The organism is Nocardioides albus (genome assembly GCF_014648255.1).
GTDB lineage: Bacteria > Actinomycetota > Actinomycetes > Propionibacteriales > Nocardioidaceae > Nocardioides > Nocardioides albus.
The window spans coordinates 109,798-127,307 of the sequence record NZ_BMQT01000001.1; the positions used below are offsets into that span (position 1 = coordinate 109,798).

Consider the following 17,510-nt stretch of genomic DNA (forward strand, 5'->3'; position numbering starts at 1 on the left):
CCGGTGTATCTGTCCCTCAGCGACCGCCCCGCCACGGGTGCCGAGCCGCGGCAGCGCGACGGGCGGGTCTCCCGGACCGTCGTCACCCTCGGCATCGTCAGCCTGCTGACCGACATCTCCTCGGAGTCGGTCTCGGCGATCCTGCCGCTCTACCTGACCGCGGTGGTGGGGCTCTCCCCGGTGGCGTACGGGCTCATCGACGGGCTCTACCAGGGTGTCTCCTCGCTGGTGCGGATCGCGGCCGGGTGGGCGGCCGACCGCACCGACCGGCCGCAGCCGGTGGCGCTGGCGGGCTACGCGATGAGCGCGGTCGCGCGGCTCGGGCTGATCTTCGCCGGCGGCTTCGGGACGATCTCGGCGGCGATCTCGCTGGACCGGGTCGGCAAGGGCGTACGCACCGCTCCGCGCGACGCGATGATCGCCGCCTCCAGCGACCCGGCGCACCTCGGCCGCAGCTTCGGCGTCCACCGGGCGCTGGACACGATCGGGGCCACGCTCGGGCCGCTGCTGGCGTTCGTGATCCTGTGGCGGATCGCCGACGGCTACGACACCGTCCTGGTGGTCTCGCTCGGCTTCGCCGTGCTCGGGGTCGCGACGATGGCCTGCTTCGTCCCGTTCCGCACCGGCGCCCGAGCCCCGCTGGTCGAGCCTGGCGAGCGCCAGCGAGCCAGTGTCGAGACCAACACATTCCGCTGGCGCGCAGCCCTGACCCCGGGCCTTCTCCGCCTGACCGGCGTGTCCGCCGTGCTCGCCCTGCTCACCATCGGTGACGGCTTCGTCTACCTGGCGCTGCTGGAGACCGGCGGCTTCGCGGCCCAGTGGTTCCCGGTCCTCTACGTCGGGACCAACCTCGCCTACCTCGCCCTGGCCGTCCCGATGGGCCGGCTCGCCGACCGGGTGGGGCGGGTCAGGGTCCTCGTGCTCGGCCATCTTCCGCTCGCGGCCGCCTACCTGTGCGCCGCGACCGGGTCAGGGATGCTCTGGACGACGTGCGCCGCGGTGCTCCTGCTCGGCGTCTTCTACGCCGCGACCGACGGCACCCTGGCCGCGGTCGCCGGGCAGCTGGTCCCCGAGACCGTACGCGCCAGCGGCATCGCCACCGCCCAGACCGCGGTCGCGCTGGCTCGGCTCGTCGCGGCCACCGGCTTCGGCCTGCTCTGGTACGCCGTCGGCCCCCGGGTCGCGCTGCTCGCGGTCTGCGCGGTGCTGGTCGCCGCTATTCCGGCCGGGCTCGCGGTGATGCGCCGGGCCCTGGTGGTCGAGCCTGTCGAGACCCCCGCAGGGAGCCGATCGTGACGCGACGCACCGCGGTCTTCGGTGCGATCGTCGTGCTCGTCACCGCCGGTGTGACGGCGTACGCCCTCTCCGCGATCGCGGAGAACGACCGCCGTACGTCCACTGCGACCGCCGCGACGACCACCTCCCTGGCGCAGATCGAGAAGGGGCCGCGGATCCTGTTCCGCCACACCGGACGCGACGCCGACTACGGCCACGTCGGCGCGGTGGCGCTCGCTGCCCCCGACGGCGCCCGGGCGCTCACGGACCGGAGCTGTGACCGGGTCCACGCCCAGGAGGAGTCGATCTCCTGCCTGGCTACCGAGCGCGGCGTGGTGAGCCGCTACCGGGCCACCGACCTGGCGACCTCGACGCCGGGCAAGCCGTGGCGGGAGGTCGACGGGACCGATCTGCCCGGGCTGCCCAGCCGCACCCGGATCTCGCCCGACGGGAAGCTCGTCGCCTCGACGGTGTTCGTGAACGGCGACTCCTACATGGTCAGCGGGTTCTCGACGCGCACCCTCATCCGCCGGATCGGCGGCGCGAGCTACGGCGACCTGGAGCGGTTCACGCTGGTCGTCGACGGCCGCCGGGTCGCCCCCGTGGACCGCAACATCTGGGGCATCACCTTCGCCGATGACGGTCGCACCTTCTACGCCACCGTCGCCACCGGCGGTCGCACCTTCCTGGCCCGCGGCGACCTCACCGAACGCTCGCTGACGACCATCGCCGACCACGTCGAGTGCCCCTCGCTCTCTCCTGACGGCACCCGGATCGCGTTCAAGGAGGCCGGCGAGGACGGCACCCTGTGGACGCCGGCGGTCCTCGACCTCGCCACCGGGCGACGCACCGTCCTCGCCGGCGAGACCCACAGCGTCGACGACCAGATCGAGTGGCTCGACGATGACACGCTCCTCTACGGTCTGGCCCGCGAGGACGAGTCGGTCAGCGACGTCTGGGCCCTCGACACCTCGACCGCTGCCACTCCTCGGGTGCTGATCCCGGAGGCGTCCTCCCCCGCGGTCGTACGCTGAATCGGGTATGCATCGCGGGCCCGGCACGCGGGAACTGTCCGGTGTCGGTTTGCTGGACGGATGACCGTTGAGGAGACGCGGGCCGAACCCCGGATCGAGCCCCGGATCGAGCCCAGCGCCGACGTCGACGACCGTGCCGTGATCGGCGCCGGGACCCGCATCTGGCACCTGGCCCAGGTCCGCGAGCACGCCCGGGTCGGTAGCGAGTGCAACATCGGCCGCGGGGCGTACGTCGGTCCCGGGGTCGTGGTGGGCGACCGCTGCAAGATCCAGAACCATGCTCTGGTCTACGAGCCCGCGATGCTCGAGGACGGCGCGTTCGTGGGCCCGGCGGTGGTCTTCACCAACGACTACCTGCCCCGTGCCGTCAACCCGGACGGCACCCTCAAGGACGGCGACGACTGGGACGCCGTGGGCGTGACGGTACGCACCGGCGCGAGCATCGGCGCGCGCGCCGTCTGCGTCGCTCCGGTCACGATCGGCGCCTGGGCGATGGTCGCGGCGGGTGCTGTGGTCACCCGCGACGTACCGGACCACGCACTCGTCGTCGGCGTTCCGGCCCGGCAGGTCGGCTGGGTCGGGCATGCCGGTGCGCCGCTGGTCGCCGAGGGCGACGCCTGGCGCTGCCCGACGACCGGCACCCGCTATGGGTTGGGCGGCCCGAATGCGGACGCCGGCCTGGTCGTGCTCTGACGAGCGAGGCGTCAGGTGGCCCGCCACTCGGCCTTGTGAGCGATGCTGACCGCGGCGATCTGCGAGGAGACCCCGAGCTTGGCCAGAATCGACTTGACCTGCGTACGCACCGTCGCCTCGGCGACGACCCGGATCTTGGCGATCTCACCGACCGTGGAGCCGTTCATCAGGAGCTCGAGCACCTGCGACTCCCGCGGGGAGAGCTCGGCGAGCCGGCGACGGGACTCGATGACTGCCTTCTCCTGCCCCGCCCACGCCCTGATCCAGCGCTCACGGTCCTCGACGTCGAGCACGCTGAGACCGTAGTTGAGCCTGCGTACGGTGCCCAGGATCTCGCCCAGGGGCACCGTCTTGGACAGCACCGTCCGGGCCCCGGCGTGCAGCGCATGGCCCCAGCGGGCCTCGTCGGTCGAGCTCGTCACCACGACCACGTCGGCACCTGCCCTCGCCAGCGGGGCGATGAGACGTACGCCGGAACCGTGCTGCCCCAGATCGAGGTCGAGCAGCACGATGCGTGGCTGCGAGCGCATGATCAGCGAGGCGAGCCTCGCCTCCGACGGCGGCTCCTCCGGAAGGTCGATGCGGCGCGCGTCGTAACCCTCGAAGGTGAGCGCCATCTCGAGCGACTCGGCGAACAGGGTGTGGTCGTCGACGAGGACGACCTTCAGCCGTTTACGTGGCGACACCATGGCGGCTCTCCTGGTCCGAGGCGTCCGAGGCGTCCGAGGCGTGCGGTCCGTCGGCCTCGTCGTCGGCACAGCCGAGCAGCGGGATGCCGAGGACGAACGTGGTGCGCTCACCGGACTCGGCGAGCTCCAGATAGCCGCCCTGCCGCTCCATCAGATCGCGCGCGGCATGGAGGCCGATGCCGTGGCCGGCGGAGCCTGGTCCGCTCACACCCCAGGCGAAGATCCGTCTGCGGAGCTCCGGAGCGACGCCCGGCCCGTCGTCCGTCACGGCGATCTCGACGCAGGTGCTCGAACGGTCGGCCGCACGTACGTCGATCCGGACCGGCCCGCTCCCGTGGGCTGCGGCATTGTCGAGAAGCACGTTGAGCGCTTCGGTCATCTGGTCGGCGTCACCGAGCGCCAGCATGCGGCTGGGGCGCCACTCGACCTCCGTCCCCTTGGCCTCGTGGGCCAGGACGATGGTGCCCACCACGGCGTCGAGGTCGATCACCTCAGCGACCTCGTCCACCTGCTCGCCGGCCCGCAGGTTCGGCATCTCCGAGCCGACGTACTCCTGCTGTTTCCGGACCATCCGCTCGAGCCGTTGCAGCTCGCTCTGCGCCATCTGCGCCAGCGCGGCTCGCCGGTCCCCGTCGATCGCGGCGGGCGAGTTCAGCAGCGTGGTCGCTGCCCGGACCCCGGCCAGCGCGGAGGCAACCTCGTGGAGCCGGGCGCGCTCGTCCCGACCGCCTCTTGACATCGACAAACTCTCCCCTGGTGACTCGAGCTGCGCCCTCCCAGACACAGCGAGGCAGGTGAAACTTGTGCGGACCCCGACAACCGACATGAACCGCCGCCTATGCGGAAGGACCCTACTCACTCACGCCCCCAGGCGTATTTACCTCCCCATTCTTGATTACCGGCCGTTACCGACTGTTGCCTGAAATTGAGGAATCGTGAGGAGTTGGGCTCCCGACCCGGGGCTGTGCCGGATTCCCTGTTCGGATGGTCATGCTCGATCACCCGCCCGCGCCGGGGTGGCGTCGGCGTGCCCGCAAACCGTTGATCGGCCTGCTGGTGTGCCTGCTCCTGCTCTGCGCCGCGTCGCTGGCCGGCGTCCTGTGGCTCCAGGCGAAGGTGGAGAGCAACCTCCAGCGGCTGCCCGACACGTTCACCGGGCTCACCGATCGGCCGGCCAAGCCGACCTCCGGATCGGCCGCGGACGCGGTGAACATCCTGGTCCTCGGCACCGACACCCGGTCCGACGCTCCCACCACCGGCGCCGAGGCACCCGGCTGGGTGCCGGGGCAGGCACGGTCAGACACGATGCTGCTCATCCATCTCGACGGTGACCGCCGCTCGGCCTCGGTGATCTCGATCCCGCGCGACTCCTGGGTCGACATCCCCGGCCACGGGAAGGGCAAGGTCAACTGGGCCTACTCCTTCGGTGGCCCCAACCTGACGGTCGAGACCGTCGAGAAGATGACCGACGTACGCATCGACCATCTCGCGACCGTCGACTGGGGCGGCTTCGAGGCACTCACCGACGCCATCGGCGGCGTCGACATCGACATCCCGAAGACCGTCTACGACTCGGCCCGCGACGTCCGCTGGGAGGCCGGACGCCACCACCTCGACGGCGAGCAGGCCCTCCTCTACGTACGCCAGCGCCACGGCCTCCAGGACGGCGACCTCGACCGTGTCGCCCGCCAGCAGGCCTTCCTCCGGACTCTGCTCGCGCAGACTCTCGAGCAGGAGCTGCGCAAGAACCCGGACCAGGTGCTCGACCTCATCGCCCTCTTCGCGAAGCACGCCTCCGTCGACGAGGACTGGTCGACGACCCAGATGGCCAAGCTCGCCGCCTCCCTCCGCAACCTCCGAACCAACGACATCAGCTACCTCACCGTCCCCACCGACGGCACCGGAATGGTCGGAGACCAGTCGGTCGTACGCCTCGACCCCTCCCGCGACCGCGACCTGTGGCGCGCTGTGCGGGAGGACCGGATGGCCGCCTGGGCCGACGACAACCCGGACCTGCTGACGCCCGACGTCGTCCGCTGAGCCGGGCGGGTCACTCGCCGGATCGGTCACTCATCGGATCGCCACTCCGATGCCCGCTCGTGGTCGTGGGCAGGGACCACCTTCACCGAGGACGGCAGGGCGTGGAGACGATGCAGGGTGCGCCAGGTCTGCTCACGGTCCACGTCCACGAGACAGCCGGGGAAGCCGGAGCGCTGACGCAGATGATCGATCTGCAGCCCGTGCCACGCGGCGTCCCCGACGAGCAGGACGGGGCCCTCCTCGGTGGCGAGCAGGACGCCGACACTGCCGGGCGTGTGGCCGGCGAGGTCCACCAGCACGACGCTGCCGTCGCCGAAGAGATCGTGGCTCCGCTCGAAGGTGAGCAGCGGTGGCCCGTCGAGAGTGAACTCCCGGAGCTCTCGATCCGCGAGCCCACGGCGTACGCCGCCCACCGGCGCCTGCTCTCCGGCGGCCGCCCACGCCAGCTCCTCGTCGTGGAGGACGGCAGGCAGACCCGGGAGGTCGAGCAGCCCGGAGACGTGGTCCCAGTGTGCGTGGGTGCTCAGCGCGAAGTCCGGCCTCACCCCCGCCGCGTCGAGGGCCTCGACCGTCGGGATCGTCGTCGCCGGCGGCCGTACGATCCGCCGCAGCAGCGGCTGGAGCTCGGCCACCGCCTGCGCATCAGCGTCTCGCGGCACCGCCGGGTCGATGAGAACCGTCGCCTCCGGATGGTGGACCACGAACGACTGCAGGCTCAGCCGCCCGGCCCCCGGCATCCCCTCGTACAACACCCGACTCGGCACCGGCCGCGGCCGTTGCCGCAACGTCTGCAGCCGGACGGTCCTCGTCGCAGTCGGCAGCGGCTCCTGAGCACGCTCCGACAACGAGGACAGCAGACGGCGGTCGGCTCGCCTCGGCGCCACGAACGAGCGTGCTCCCGCGACAGCCGTCTCCACCAGCTGGCGTGAGGTGTAGGCGGCGGGCAGCGAGTCGAGTCCTGCGAAGGGATTGGGCCGGGTGCGTAGTTCCATGCCTCGAACGCTAGAACTTAAGGTCGACCTGAAGGCAAGATGTTTCCATGCGAATCTCACTGGCCGCCGACCTCGTCGGCGTACCCGCCCACGTCCTCCGACACTGGGAGGACGAAGGGGTGCTCGCGCCGAGTCGGCGGAACGGAAACCAGCGAGACTTCACCGACCAGCACGTGAACGAGGCAAGAATCATCCATCGCCTTCGCCAAGCCGGCATCGGCCTCGCCGAGATCAGAGAGCTCCGATCATCCCCGCCAGGCCACCGCTCGGCCCGACTGACAGCCTCGGCCGAGCGAATGGCCGCCGAGGCGGACCGACTCAATGCCGCGGCGTCCTTCCTGCGCCACACCGCGGAGTGTGTGCACCCGGTCGTCGACGAGTGCCGGCAGTGCCGCGACTACGCGATCGCCGGAGGCCTGCGAAGCACCCTCAAGACGCCGGCCTAGCTAGCGGACCACCTCGAGCGGCCCCTCCTCGGGCGTCGGCGGCTCGAACCTCTCGAAGTACTCCACCGCCGTCTGCTCGGTGAGCGGCCAGTCGTCCGCCCTCCTGCCGTGTCTGTCGCCGAGCCGGCTCAGGATGGTCTCGAGACTCGTCGCGATGTAGACGGTCTCCGGCACGATGCCCTGCGGTGCGAGCAGTGCGCGGAACTCATCGCGTTGCCGGCGGAACCAGAATCCGAAGTCGAGCACGACATCGTCCCCGGCCGCTACATGGCGCAGCAAGCGCACCTTCAGCTCGGCCGCCACCTCGGCGACCACTTCGGAGGAGGGCATCGTCGTGATTCCGCGATCCCAGAACTCCACCTCGAACGACAAACGCGTCCACCCCTCTTCCTCCAGGCGCTTGGCGTAGGTCGTCTTGCCGGCACCACCCGGCCCGCACATCATCACGACGCGGGGTCGTCGCGTCTTGTCCACATCCATCGGGCCGAGATTACGCTCATCGCTGATCTCGATCCGATCGGACTTGATCCCACACCTCTAGGAGCGGCGGGCGAACCGGACGGTGCCATCCGGTAGGCGTTCATGGGTGTAGGCAGGGTTGTGCGCCAGGCGGTGATGGTGGGGACACAGCAGGACCCCGTCCTTGAGATCCGTCCTTCCGCCGGCGACCCAGGGGTTGAGGTGGTGCGCATCGCACCATTCCGGGGGCATGTCACAGCCCTCGGCTTGGCAGCACTTCTGCTGGAGTCGCATGGCTTTGCGTTGGATGGGCACGAAGATTCTGCTGTCTCGGCCGGCGTCGAGGACTTCACTTTCTCCGCCGAGGACCCAGGGGATGATGGTGGCGTTGCACGCCATCCGCCGGGCCTCGGCGGCGGTGATGGTGGTGCCGTTGGTCTCGTCGTAGCCCAGCGTGGCGATGCCGAGGTCCTTGCGGAGCTCCTCGAGGGAGATCACCACGTTGACGACGGTCGCGTCACCACCATGACGAGGCAACGTGCTGGGGTCGATGGTCTCGATCAACCTGGCGAACCCTTGCCCCATGAGCCGTTCCCACGGCGGCAACGGGGAGCCTTTGACGATGAGCTGCTGCTTACGGGGTTGTGCCCACGCCTCGACCTGCCGTTTGAACCGCATCCCGATCGCGGTCGGCAGCACACCGTCGAACCCGATGGTGCCGTCGTGGTTGTCCCAGACCCGTAGCGCGGTCTTCTGCTGGGCACGTTCCTCCTCGGCCAGGAGTGTTTTGGCCTCGGCATCCTCGAACCGGACAGGGTCGACCTCGACCAGGATCCGTTTGCCCACGATCCGCAGCTCGTTGGCGGTCATCTCTGCGGCGTACTCGACCAGCAGCTTCTCCGCCAGGACCAGGTCCTCGCTAGTCGCGACTGGATCAGCATCGACCTTGTCGAGCGCACGAGTGATGACCCGGGCCTTGTCCTGGGAGACGACACCCTCAGCCAAGCCGGCAGCGACCAGCTCATACCGAGCCACGGCAACAGCGAGCTTGATCTGGGCGCGGGCGGCACCTTTGTCGACAACCAGCTCGGCCCGCATCCAGGCCGAGGCGTCCTTGTCACCGGTCTCAGCAGCGATATCTCCAGAGGAAGCCAGAATCCGCAGCCTCAACGCGGCCTGCTGGGCTTGGAGTTTCTCGACCCGGGCCAGGACGTCCTTCTTCTGCCTGGTCCGCCAATAGTCCGGGTCCATCGCAAGCAACCCAGCGAGGGAGGTTTCGATGGCGTCAAGAGCCGCTCCGATCGCATCAGCGGGGTTGGTGCCCCAGTGATCGATGCTGCTGTCCAGACTCATCGCCGCCCTCCCTTCCGAGCTGTTCGAAGGCGTGTCGTGATGGGTCTGATTCTACCCTTCATAAACCCGCGAATCCATCTATTTTCCCAGGTCAAACACGTTTTTCGCGGTTAGCGAACGAGCATCGGATCTGTGGACGTTAAGTGGCCCGAAGGGCCACCCTCCCACCTCCACGACAGCACCTTCCGAAGCATGATTCCGCTGCGCCACACCCGGGCCGCCGCCCCGATAGCCAGCCAAATATTTTCTCGACGGGCCCCGGTGTCAAGGACCGCGAAAGCGGCCGGCGAAGCCGGCGGCCGCAGGCCGTCCTTTACTCCGGGGTCCGTCGAGAAGACCGTAGAACTCGGGTCGGCGGCCCCGCCGGCCTCAGAAGAACCCTTCCGGCAGGGATGGTCTCGACAAGCTCGACCACCGGTGGCCAGACGATCCGGCAGAGAACCGTGTTGGTCTCGACACGCCTCCGCCTAGCGGCTCCGGCGGCTCGACCAGCGGGGCAAAAGAGGGTCTCGACCAGCGGGGCAACGGCGGCTCGACCAGCGGGGCAACGGCGGCTCGACCAGCGGGGCAACGGGGCCTCGACCAGCGGGGCAACGGGGCCTCGACAAGCTCGACCACCGAAGCCTCCCGTTGAACACACCGCCACCTAGCGTCCCCGGCTGCTCGCCCACCGAAGCGAGACGTTGCGCTGACCCCGAGGCAACCCATAGTGCTCCCGAAGAGTCCCCCCGCCGTACTCAGTCCGAAAAAGCCCACGCTCCTGCAAGATAGGCACAACAGAGGATGCAAACGCCTCGAGCCCCGAAGGCAACACAGCAGGCATGATGTTGAACCCGTCAGCAGCCCCGTTCTCGAAGTAGTGCTGGATGGTGTCAGCAACCTGGACAGAAGTCCCCGCGACAGTCCGATGCCCACGCCCGCCACCGAGCTTCCCGATCAGCTCACGCACGGTCAGCCGATCACGCCGGGCCCAGTCGACGACAAGCGTGTAGCGGCTCTTGGCACCCTCGATCTCGTCCTCGGCAGGAAGATCGTCGGGCAGCTCCTCGTCCAGCGAGAGCCGATCGGGCGAGACACGCAGCAGCTGAGCGAGCTGTGAGACCGCGTACTCCGGAGCGATCAACCGGTCCAGCTCCGCCTCCAGCTCACGAGCCTCGGCCTCGGTCTCACCAAGGATGGGGACGATCCCGGGCAGCACCAGCACGTGGTCGGGGTTGCGGCCGACCTCCGCGACCCGACGCTTGATGTCGGCGTAGAAAGCCTGGCTCTCGGCCAGGGTGGGCTGGGCCGTGAAGATCGCCTCGGCCCAACGAGCCGCGAACTCCTTGCCGTCCTCGGACGAGCCCGCCTGGACGAGCAGCGGGTGACCCTGCGGCGACCGCGCGAGATTGAGCGGACCCTCCACCGAGAAGTGAGGTCCCACGTGAGAGATCGGGCGGATCCGGTCACCGACCGCATGCACCCCGGCCTCCTTGTCGGCCACGATCGCGTCGTCGGCCCAGCTGTCCCACAGCTTGGTGGCCACCTCCAGGAACTCCGAGGCCCGCTCGTACCGGGTCTTGTGCAGCGGCTGCCCCTCGAGACCGAAGTTCCGCGCCGCGGCGTCCCCGGCGGTGGTCACGATGTTCCACCCTGCCCGCCCACCGGAGATGTGGTCCACCGAGGCCAGCCTCCGGGCGAGGTTGAACGGTTCGTTGTACGACGTCGACGCCGTGGCGATCAGACCGATGTGCTGCGTGGAGACCGCCAGCGCTGACAGCAGCACCGTGGGCTCGAGCCGCCCCGACGGCCGACGGCCGGGCTCGCCGAACAGAGCCGGGGAGTCGGCCAGGAACAGCGAGTCGAACCTGGCCTCCTCCGCGACCCTGGCCAGGTGCTGATGAGCCTCCAGCGACAGGTTGGCGTGCGGGTCCGACGAGGGCAGCCGCCATGACGCCTCGTGGTGACCGGTGTCGAGCAGGAACAGGTTGAGGTGGAGCTGTCGGGCACCCATCAGGCCACCTCCTCCTCGACCGACTCGACCACGCCGAGCTCGGCCAGCATCTGGGCCCGCAGCGACGCGAACCGTGGGTCGCCCGGGCTCCGCGTGGCCCCGAGGTCGATCCGGATGTCCGAGCCGACGACACCGTCGACCAGCACGATCACCCGGTCCGCCAGCGTGATCGCCTCGTCGACGTCGTGGGTGACGAGCAGGATGGCGGGGTGGTGGGCGGCGTACAGGTTCTCGAGCAGCTTGTGCATCTTGATCCGGGTCAGCGCATCCAGGGCACCGAACGGCTCGTCGGCCAGAAGCAGCTGCGGGTCACGGACCAGCGACCGTGCCAGCGCCGCCCGCTGCTGCTCGCCACCGGAGAGCTGGTGCGGCCAAGCCTGGTCGCGGCCCCCGAGCCCGACCTCGGCCAGCGCCTCGAGACCGCGGGCACGGGCGTCGGCACCCGACAGCCCGAGGACCACGTTGTCCAGGACCCGCCGCCACGGCAGCAGCCGGGAGTCCTGGAAGACCACCGAGACCCGCTCGGGCACCTCCACGACACCCGATCCCGAGACGGAGCGGTCGAGACCGGCCAACGCCCGCAGCAGCGTGGACTTCCCGGACCCCGAGCGTCCGATCAGCGCCACGAACTCGCCGCGCTCGATGGTCAGGTCGAGCCCGTTGAGCACCCCGCCCGCCTCGGAGAAGCTGCGCCGCAGCCCCTCGACGCGTACGGCGGGTCCTTCGGATGCCGTCAGTGACTCTCCAGCGTGCGTCGCCATGCCAGTGCCTTTCCCTCGGTGAAGCGGACGATGCCGTCGGCGACCAGGCCCAGCAGGGCGTAGACCACCAGGCCGACGACGATGATCTCGGTCTGGCCGTAGCTGGACGCGAGGGTGATCATGTGGCCGATGCCGCTGGTCGCGTTGACCTGCTCGACGACCACCAGGGCCAGCAGCGCGTTGAGCACCGCGAACCGCAGCCCGAGCAGGAAGCCCGGGGCAGCACCCGGCAGCACCACGTGCCGGACGAACGCGCCGCGACCCAGGCTGACGGTCTCGGCCAGCTCCGCGTAGCGACTGTCGATGCCACGCAGACCGTTGTGGGTGTGGATGTAGATCGGGATGAGTACGCCGAGGGCGATCGTGATCACCTTCATCGGCTCCCCGATCCCCAGCCACAGGATCAGCAGCGGCATCAGTGCCAGGCTCGGGATGGCCCGCTTGACCTGCACCGGACCGTCGATCAGCGCCTCACCGACCCGGCTGAGCCCGGAGACCAGTGCCAGCGCCAGCCCGACGCCGACCCCGATCACCAGTCCGAGCGCAGCCCGGTAGGCCGAGGTCGCGAGGGCCTCGGGGAGCCGCCCGTCGGCGATCAGCCGCTGAGCGGTCTCGACCACCACCCACGGCTCGGACAACGTACGCGGGTCGAGCACGCCCGTCGCCGACGCGAGGCTCCACAGGCCGAGCAGCAGGACCGGCCCGATCCACAGCGTCCCGGGGATCCGCGGCCCTGGGCCGAGCCGGCGGCGTACGACCCTCTTGTCGGTGACCTTCTCGGAGGCGGCGCCGACGATCGGCGCCTCGACTGCCGTCGTGGCCATCACTGCCCCTCCTGCACGGCGTCGGCGATGACCGTCTCGTAACGGCGGTCGTAGAGCTCCTCGACATCGATCTCGGGCTGGCCCTGGTCCTTGACGAGGATGTCGGCGGTCTCCTGGTGACGCTCGATGAACTCGTCCCAGCCCTCCGGGATGATCCGCTGGCCAGAGGTCTCGTAGACCGCCTTGCCGTCCTCGAAGGTCAGGCCCTCGTGGTCGACGTAGTAGGCCTGGACCCACTCGTCGGGGTGCTCGTCGATCCACTTCTCGGCCTTGACCCACAATCCGAGGAAGTCCTTGAACGCGGCCGCCTTGGCGGCGTCCTGGAAGGTCTCCTCGGGTCCGTAGAACAGCATCGCGTCGTCCCGGATGCCGGTGCGGACCGAGGTGGCGCCGTCGCGCCCGTACTTGGCCAGATAGGACGTCAGCTGGGGCCCGCCCAGCGGTGCGACGTCGACCTGGTTGGAGGCGAGCGCGTTGGCGTAGGTGTCGTCGACGCTCTGGATCTCGACCAGCTCGACGTCGTCCTGGGTGAGTCCCACCGAGTCGAGCGTCTTGAGCACGAGCGCACCCTGGGCCTGGCCGGGCGAGTAGGCGATCTTCTTGCCCTTCAGGTCCTCGAGCGTCTCCACCTTCGACTCGGGCGCGATGCCGAGCTCGTAGATCGGGTCCTCGAGCGGGTCCGGGTTCTCGGTGACCGCGGCGATCCGGACCGGGGTGTCGGTCCAGGTCGCGAACAGCGGCGGGATGTCGGCGACATAGCTCGCGTCGAGCGCGCCCGCGCGGAACGCCTCGATGCTCTTCGGGCCACCGGAGATGTTGGCCCACTCGATCTCGTAGCCCTCGACCTCGTCGATGAGGCCGGACTCCTTCAGGGCGACCTCGACCGGCGGGATCCCGAGGCGCAGGACCGTTCCCTCAGGGACCTGGTCGGGGAGCTCCGCGTCGGCGGCGAGCTTGGCGGCGTCGGTCGCTTCGGCACCACCGCACGCCGTCGATCCCAGGAGCAGGGTGGTGAGGATGGCGGCGATGGCGGTCAGGCGAGGTGGGGTGGGGCGGATCATGGCTCTCCTCTGGTTGGTCCGTCCAAACCAGAGTAAGTCAGTAGAGATTGGCTATAAAACCACCGCTCGGATCCTGAGACGTGCCGCCGGCGGACGAGACGCCCCAGGGATCAGAGGTAGACCGACTTCAGCTCCGTGTACTGAGCCAGGCCCTCCGGACCGAACTCCCGCCCGATCCCGGACGCCTTGAACCACCGAAAGGCGCCGCGAAGTCCATCGTGTAGGTGTTCACGCCGTACGTCCCGGCCCGCACCCGACGAGCGACCTCGAGCCCGGCCTCCTGATCGGCGGTCCACACCGTCCCGGCCAGCCCGTAGTCGGAGTCGTTGGCGATGCGTACGGCCTCCTCCACCGAGCCGTAGGGGATCACCGAGAGGACCGGGCCGAAGATCTCCTCCTGGGCGATCCGCATCCGGTTGTCGACGCCGCCGAAGACGGTCGGGCGTACGTACCAGCCCGTGTCGAGACCGGCCGGACGACCGGTGCCTCCGGTGAGCAGGCGGGCGCCCTCCTCCTGGCCGAGGGCGATGTAGCTCTCGACCCGCTCCTGCTGGCGGCGCGCGACCATCGGTCCGATCTCGCTCTCCAGGTCAGACGGGTCGCCGACCTTCATCGCTGCGACCGTCTCCGCCAGGGCGCCGGCGATCTCGTCGTGGCGACCGACGGGGACGAGGACGCGGGTCTGGGCGACGCAGGCCTGCCCGGAGTTCATCAGCGCGGTGAACTTGAGGCCCTCGAGCGTGGCCGTGAGGTCCGCGTCGTCGAGGATGATCGCGGCCGACTTGCCGCCGAGCTCGAGCGAGACCCGCTTCAGCCGCTCGCCGCACAACGCACCGATCCGCCGGCCGGCCGTGGTCGACCCGGTGAACGCGACCTTGTCGACGCCGGGGTGGGTCACCAGGTGCTCACCCACCTCGCGTCCCGCGGCGACGATGCTGACCACACCCTCGGGCACCCCGGCCTCGATCAGCATCTCGGCGAGGAGGTTGCCGTCGAGCGGAGTCTCCGGAGCCGGCTTGACCACGATCGTGCAGCCCGCCAGCAGCGCGGGGATGAGCTTGGACAGCACGGTGAACTGCGGGACGTTCCAGGGCGCGATCGCAGCGACGACGCCGACCGGCTCGTGGCGTACGACGACGTCCGAGCCGAGCGCGCCGGCCCGCCGCGACTCCCAGGGGAACTCTCGCGCGATGGCGAGGAATGCCTCGATCTGCATCCACGGCGCGGGTGCCTGGGCGAGGTTGCTGAACGAGATCGTCGAGCCCATCTCGGCGGTGATCACCTCGGCCATCTCGCCGAGCCTTCCGGCGTAGAGGCCCGACAGCGCCTGAACGATCTCGATCCGTTCCGCCGGTGACATCCGGGGCCAGGGACCCTCGTCGAACGCAGTACGCGCCGCAGCGACGGCGGCGTCGATGTCCTGCACCGAACCCTCGGGGACCCGCGCCACCACCTCCTCGCTGTGCGGCGAGATCACCTCGATCGTCGCGTCGGTGGCGGGCTTGGTCCAGGTGCCGCCGATGAAGAGTGCGTCGTGGTCGTAGGTCATCGTTGTCCTCAGATCCGATCGAGCCAGTCGGTGAAGCCGGAAGGGTCGTGGCGGCCGAGGATGCCGTGCTCGAAGAGCCCCCAGCCGACGGCGCCATCGGGATCCACGACCCCGGGACCGTGCGCGACCGCGCGCCCGACATGATCGATCACCCCGAACGGCACCCGCCCGACGACCTCTGGCGCGTTCATGTCGTAGGTCAGCCGCTCGGTGAACCCGTCGCCCTTCCAGACGCCGTGGGACCAGTCGGTGTCGCCGCCGTAGCCGCCGCCGACATGGATCGGCGCCCCCAGCAGGGACGAGACCTCGAGCACCAGCGGCTCTCCCGCCGGCGTGGTGCAGGTGATCGTCGCCCCCTCGGGAAGACGCGTCCCGTCTTGGTAGTGGATTCGGACGTGCGGCCAGCCGAGCTGCTCGACCCGCCCGTCGGCGAACGTACGCGTGCAGTCGTTGAGCGTGCGATGACCGTCCGGGGTCTCCTGGATGATCAGCACCACGGCGAACTCCTCGAACCGCAGCGGCACGTAGAGCCACCACATCCCGTCGAAGCCCGGTTCGGCCGGCTTGCCCGGCGGCATGGCCTCGCCCGACGGGCGGATCCCCCAGGACCGGTCCCGTGTGCCGACCCAGCGATCGGGGTCGACGACGATCGTCTCGCCGTCGACCTCGATCACCCCCTCCCAGGTCCCGACCTGCGCGAACCGCTGCGCGTCGAGAACGGTCGCGGCCCCCTGACGCATCACGTGCGGCTGCTCCTGGACTACGCCGAACGATCCTTCCCAGCGCAGGTCCAGCGCGATCCCGTGGGTCTCCTCCATCACCAGCCGGAGCCTCCGCAGCGGCTCGGCGACCTCGATCCGGTACGCCCCGACCCGCTGCTCCAGCCGGTCACCGCCCCGCGGGTCGGCGCCGTCACCGAGGTGCACGGCGGTCTGCTCGTCGCCACGGCGGAGCAGGACGTACGCGTCCTTGGTGCCGAGGTTGGGATAGAACCCCATCCCGGTGATGAGGAACAGGTCGCCGGTGCGGTCGTGGGCGTTGAGGTAGCAGCGGTCGTAGAAGTTGCGGTCGCTGCTGCCCGCCCAGGCGACCGGGCGCGGGAGCTGGTGGATCGGGTACTCATCGAGCGGACCGACCCCGACATACTCCCCGTGCGCCCCGCTCACGCCCCCACCTCGTCCAGCATCGCCTCGAACATCGCCCGGTGATAGAGGACCGACTCCGGATCCTCGGGCGCCTCGATCTCGCCGAAGTGGATCTGCCGGGCCGCGATCCGCAGGTAGATGACACCCCACATCACCGCGGCATGGACCTCGTGCCAGGTCAGGTCGCCGAGCTCGACACCGGCCGCCGCGGCGTAGGCCTCCCGGACCTCGTCGGCGGTGAGGAAGTCCGGCATCCCGGGCAGCTCCAGCATCGAGGCGAGGTCCTCGAAGATGCGATGGGCGAAGATCATCCAGGTCACGTCCATCTCGCGGGGCCCGAGGCTGACCATCTCCCAGTCGAGGACGGCGACCGGGGCGAAGTCGCGATAGATGATGTTGCCGATCCGGGCGTCGCCCCAGCACAGCACCGGCTCGCCGACATCTGCGGGAAGGTTGGCCTCGAGCCAGGCCAGGCCCCGCTCGACCAGCGGCGAGCGGCCACCCCACTCCTCGGCGGTGGAGGCGAAGGCGTACCAGTCCCGGGTCTTGGCAAGGTTGCGGGCGACCAGCGTCTCGCCGGCATGCCCGGCCGCGGCAGGGTCGAGGAAGTCGAAGCGCGAGGCGGCGTCCGGGATCGAGTGGAGCCCGGCGAGCACCTCGACCGAGCGCGCCTGAAGCGCCGCTCGCTCAGCCGGCGAGGCGCCGAAGAGCCAGCTGTCGCCGAAGTTGTAGGGCATCACGTCCGGCGGGACGACACCGTCGACCCGCTCCATCAGGAAGAACGGCGTCCCCAGGACCGAGCCGCTCATCTCAGCGAGGCCGACCTCCGGCACCGGCACGTCGGACAGCGACCCGGCCAAGCGCATCGCGTCGTACTGCGCCTGCAGATCATAGCTCGCGAAGACCGGGATGTCCTCCGGGCGGGGTGTCACCCGGAGGACGTACGCCTTCGTGTCCCTGACCCCGGCATGGGTGGAGGTGACGTCGAGCAGGACCGTCTCGCTGGAGAGCCCGTTGGCGTCGATCCCGCCGAGGAGCGAGACCGAAGGGTCGGCGCCGGGCGGGAGCGCCGTGACCAGCCATTGCTCCAGCTTCGCGCCGATCGCCGCGGGATCGCGGCCCGATCGCTGGAAGGTCATCTCGGGCGGCGGGGGCGCCTGGGTCACGTGCTCCTCCTGGTGGCGTGTGAGTCAGGT

At 69.8% G+C, this 17,510-nt stretch carries 17 protein-coding genes; 5 read left to right on the plus strand and 12 right to left on the minus strand.

Annotated features, from left to right (window positions below):
* Window positions 1-3: 3 nt before the first annotated feature.
* The 3 genes from IEY84_RS00480 to IEY84_RS00490 are packed head-to-tail and all read left to right on the plus strand — an operon-like array spanning window position 4 to window position 3,002.
* The gene (locus IEY84_RS00480; RefSeq protein ID WP_183541180.1) at window positions 4-1,296 is read left to right on the plus strand and encodes an MFS transporter; all 1,293 of its coding nucleotides are present in this window, start codon (window positions 4-6) and stop codon (window positions 1,294-1,296) included.
* Entirely contained in the window at window positions 1,293-2,309 is a 1,017-nt protein-coding gene (locus IEY84_RS00485; protein ID WP_183541183.1) for a PD40 domain-containing protein, read from the plus strand. The genes IEY84_RS00480 and IEY84_RS00485 overlap by 4 nt, the downstream gene beginning before the upstream one ends.
* A 60-nt stretch (window positions 2,310-2,369) precedes the next feature.
* Entirely contained in the window at window positions 2,370-3,002 is a 633-nt protein-coding gene (locus IEY84_RS00490; RefSeq protein ID WP_183541186.1) for an N-acetyltransferase, read from the plus strand.
* A gap of 11 nt (window positions 3,003-3,013) precedes the next feature.
* Here IEY84_RS00490 and IEY84_RS00495 read toward each other — a convergent pair whose 3' ends face one another.
* Window positions 3,014-3,691 carry a response regulator transcription factor gene (locus IEY84_RS00495; protein ID WP_229788182.1) on the minus strand — a complete coding sequence of 226 codons (678 nt, stop codon included), beginning with the start codon at window positions 3,689-3,691 and terminating at the stop codon, window positions 3,014-3,016.
* Window positions 3,675-4,430 carry a sensor histidine kinase gene (locus IEY84_RS00500; RefSeq protein WP_183541189.1) on the minus strand — a complete coding sequence of 252 codons (756 nt, stop codon included), beginning with the start codon at window positions 4,428-4,430 and terminating at the stop codon, window positions 3,675-3,677. The genes IEY84_RS00495 and IEY84_RS00500 overlap by 17 nt, the downstream gene beginning before the upstream one ends.
* Window positions 4,431-4,675: 245 nt before the next feature.
* On the opposite strand from IEY84_RS00500, the gene IEY84_RS00505 reads away from it, so the two are divergent.
* Window positions 4,676-5,731 (plus strand): LCP family protein, encoded by a 1,056-nt coding sequence (locus IEY84_RS00505; protein ID WP_183541192.1) that lies wholly within the window; start codon window positions 4,676-4,678, stop codon window positions 5,729-5,731.
* Between the two features lie 26 nt (window positions 5,732-5,757).
* Here IEY84_RS00505 and IEY84_RS00510 read toward each other — a convergent pair whose 3' ends face one another.
* Complete coding sequence (locus IEY84_RS00510) at window positions 5,758-6,723, minus strand: MBL fold metallo-hydrolase (protein ID WP_183541195.1); 966 nt, start codon at window positions 6,721-6,723, stop codon at window positions 5,758-5,760.
* 47 nt (window positions 6,724-6,770) lie between these two features.
* Here IEY84_RS00510 and IEY84_RS00515 point away from each other — a divergent pair, with 47 nt between their 5' ends.
* Window positions 6,771-7,169 carry a helix-turn-helix domain-containing protein gene (locus IEY84_RS00515; protein ID WP_183541198.1) on the plus strand — a complete coding sequence of 133 codons (399 nt, stop codon included), beginning with the start codon at window positions 6,771-6,773 and terminating at the stop codon, window positions 7,167-7,169.
* On the opposite strand, the gene IEY84_RS00520 is transcribed toward IEY84_RS00515, so the two are convergent.
* From IEY84_RS00520 to IEY84_RS00560, 9 genes are all read right to left on the minus strand, one after another.
* On the minus strand, window positions 7,170-7,649 hold the full coding sequence (locus IEY84_RS00520; protein ID WP_221208410.1) for a P-loop nucleotide/nucleoside kinase family protein: 480 nt from the start codon (window positions 7,647-7,649) through the stop codon (window positions 7,170-7,172). It lies immediately after the preceding gene.
* Between the two features lie 57 nt (window positions 7,650-7,706).
* On the minus strand, window positions 7,707-8,981 hold the full coding sequence (locus tag IEY84_RS00525; RefSeq protein WP_183541201.1) for an HNH endonuclease signature motif containing protein: 1,275 nt from the start codon (window positions 8,979-8,981) through the stop codon (window positions 7,707-7,709).
* Between the two features lie 646 nt (window positions 8,982-9,627).
* Window positions 9,628-10,974 carry an LLM class flavin-dependent oxidoreductase gene (locus tag IEY84_RS00530; RefSeq protein WP_183541204.1) on the minus strand — a complete coding sequence of 449 codons (1,347 nt, stop codon included), beginning with the start codon at window positions 10,972-10,974 and terminating at the stop codon, window positions 9,628-9,630.
* Entirely contained in the window at window positions 10,974-11,735 is a 762-nt protein-coding gene (locus tag IEY84_RS00535) for an ABC transporter ATP-binding protein (protein ID WP_183541207.1), read from the minus strand. Before IEY84_RS00535 ends, IEY84_RS00530 begins: the two co-directional genes overlap by 1 nt.
* Window positions 11,708-12,559 carry an ABC transporter permease gene (locus IEY84_RS00540; protein ID WP_221208411.1) on the minus strand — a complete coding sequence of 284 codons (852 nt, stop codon included), beginning with the start codon at window positions 12,557-12,559 and terminating at the stop codon, window positions 11,708-11,710. Before IEY84_RS00540 ends, IEY84_RS00535 begins: the two co-directional genes overlap by 28 nt.
* Entirely contained in the window at window positions 12,559-13,620 is a 1,062-nt protein-coding gene (locus IEY84_RS00545) for an ABC transporter substrate-binding protein (RefSeq protein WP_183541212.1), read from the minus strand. The genes IEY84_RS00540 and IEY84_RS00545 overlap by 1 nt, the downstream gene beginning before the upstream one ends.
* Before the next feature lie 127 nt (window positions 13,621-13,747).
* Window positions 13,748-15,169, minus strand: a complete 1,422-nt coding sequence (locus tag IEY84_RS00550; RefSeq protein ID WP_229788184.1) for an aldehyde dehydrogenase — start codon at window positions 15,167-15,169, stop codon at window positions 13,748-13,750.
* Window positions 15,170-15,177: 8 nt separating this feature from the next.
* Window positions 15,178-16,335, minus strand: coding sequence for an Rv3169 family protein (locus IEY84_RS00555; protein ID WP_183541214.1), 1,158 nt, complete (start codon window positions 16,333-16,335; stop codon window positions 15,178-15,180).
* On the minus strand, window positions 16,332-17,480 hold the full coding sequence (locus tag IEY84_RS00560) for a phosphotransferase family protein (protein ID WP_183541216.1): 1,149 nt from the start codon (window positions 17,478-17,480) through the stop codon (window positions 16,332-16,334). The genes IEY84_RS00555 and IEY84_RS00560 overlap by 4 nt, the downstream gene beginning before the upstream one ends.
* Between the last annotated feature and the right edge of the window lie 30 nt (window positions 17,481-17,510).

Excerpts from the sequence above, each read along its gene's own strand:
- IEY84_RS00520 (WP_221208410.1), bottom strand. The coding sequence starts at position 7,649 with ATGGATGTGGACAAGACGCGACGACCCCGCGTCGTGATGATGTGCGGG.
- IEY84_RS00545 (WP_183541212.1), bottom strand. The coding sequence starts at position 13,620 with ATGATCCGCCCCACCCCACCTCGCCTGACCGCCATCGCCGCCATCCTC.
- IEY84_RS00505 (WP_183541192.1), top strand. The coding sequence starts at position 4,676 with ATGGTCATGCTCGATCACCCGCCCGCGCCGGGGTGGCGTCGGCGTGCC.
- IEY84_RS00490 (WP_183541186.1), top strand. The coding sequence starts at position 2,370 with ATGACCGTTGAGGAGACGCGGGCCGAACCCCGGATCGAGCCCCGGATC.
- IEY84_RS00525 (WP_183541201.1), bottom strand. The coding sequence starts at position 8,981 with ATGAGTCTGGACAGCAGCATCGATCACTGGGGCACCAACCCCGCTGAT.
- IEY84_RS00540 (WP_221208411.1), bottom strand. The coding sequence starts at position 12,559 with ATGGCCACGACGGCAGTCGAGGCGCCGATCGTCGGCGCCGCCTCCGAG.
- IEY84_RS00530 (WP_183541204.1), bottom strand. The coding sequence starts at position 10,974 with ATGGGTGCCCGACAGCTCCACCTCAACCTGTTCCTGCTCGACACCGGT.
- IEY84_RS00515 (WP_183541198.1), top strand. The coding sequence starts at position 6,771 with ATGCGAATCTCACTGGCCGCCGACCTCGTCGGCGTACCCGCCCACGTC.
- IEY84_RS00495 (WP_229788182.1), bottom strand. The coding sequence starts at position 3,691 with ATGGTGTCGCCACGTAAACGGCTGAAGGTCGTCCTCGTCGACGACCAC.
- IEY84_RS00510 (WP_183541195.1), bottom strand. The coding sequence starts at position 6,723 with ATGGAACTACGCACCCGGCCCAATCCCTTCGCAGGACTCGACTCGCTG.
- IEY84_RS00535 (WP_183541207.1), bottom strand. The coding sequence starts at position 11,735 with ATGGCGACGCACGCTGGAGAGTCACTGACGGCATCCGAAGGACCCGCC.
- IEY84_RS00500 (WP_183541189.1), bottom strand. The coding sequence starts at position 4,430 with ATGTCAAGAGGCGGTCGGGACGAGCGCGCCCGGCTCCACGAGGTTGCC.
- IEY84_RS00550 (WP_229788184.1), bottom strand. The coding sequence starts at position 15,169 with ATGACCTACGACCACGACGCACTCTTCATCGGCGGCACCTGGACCAAG.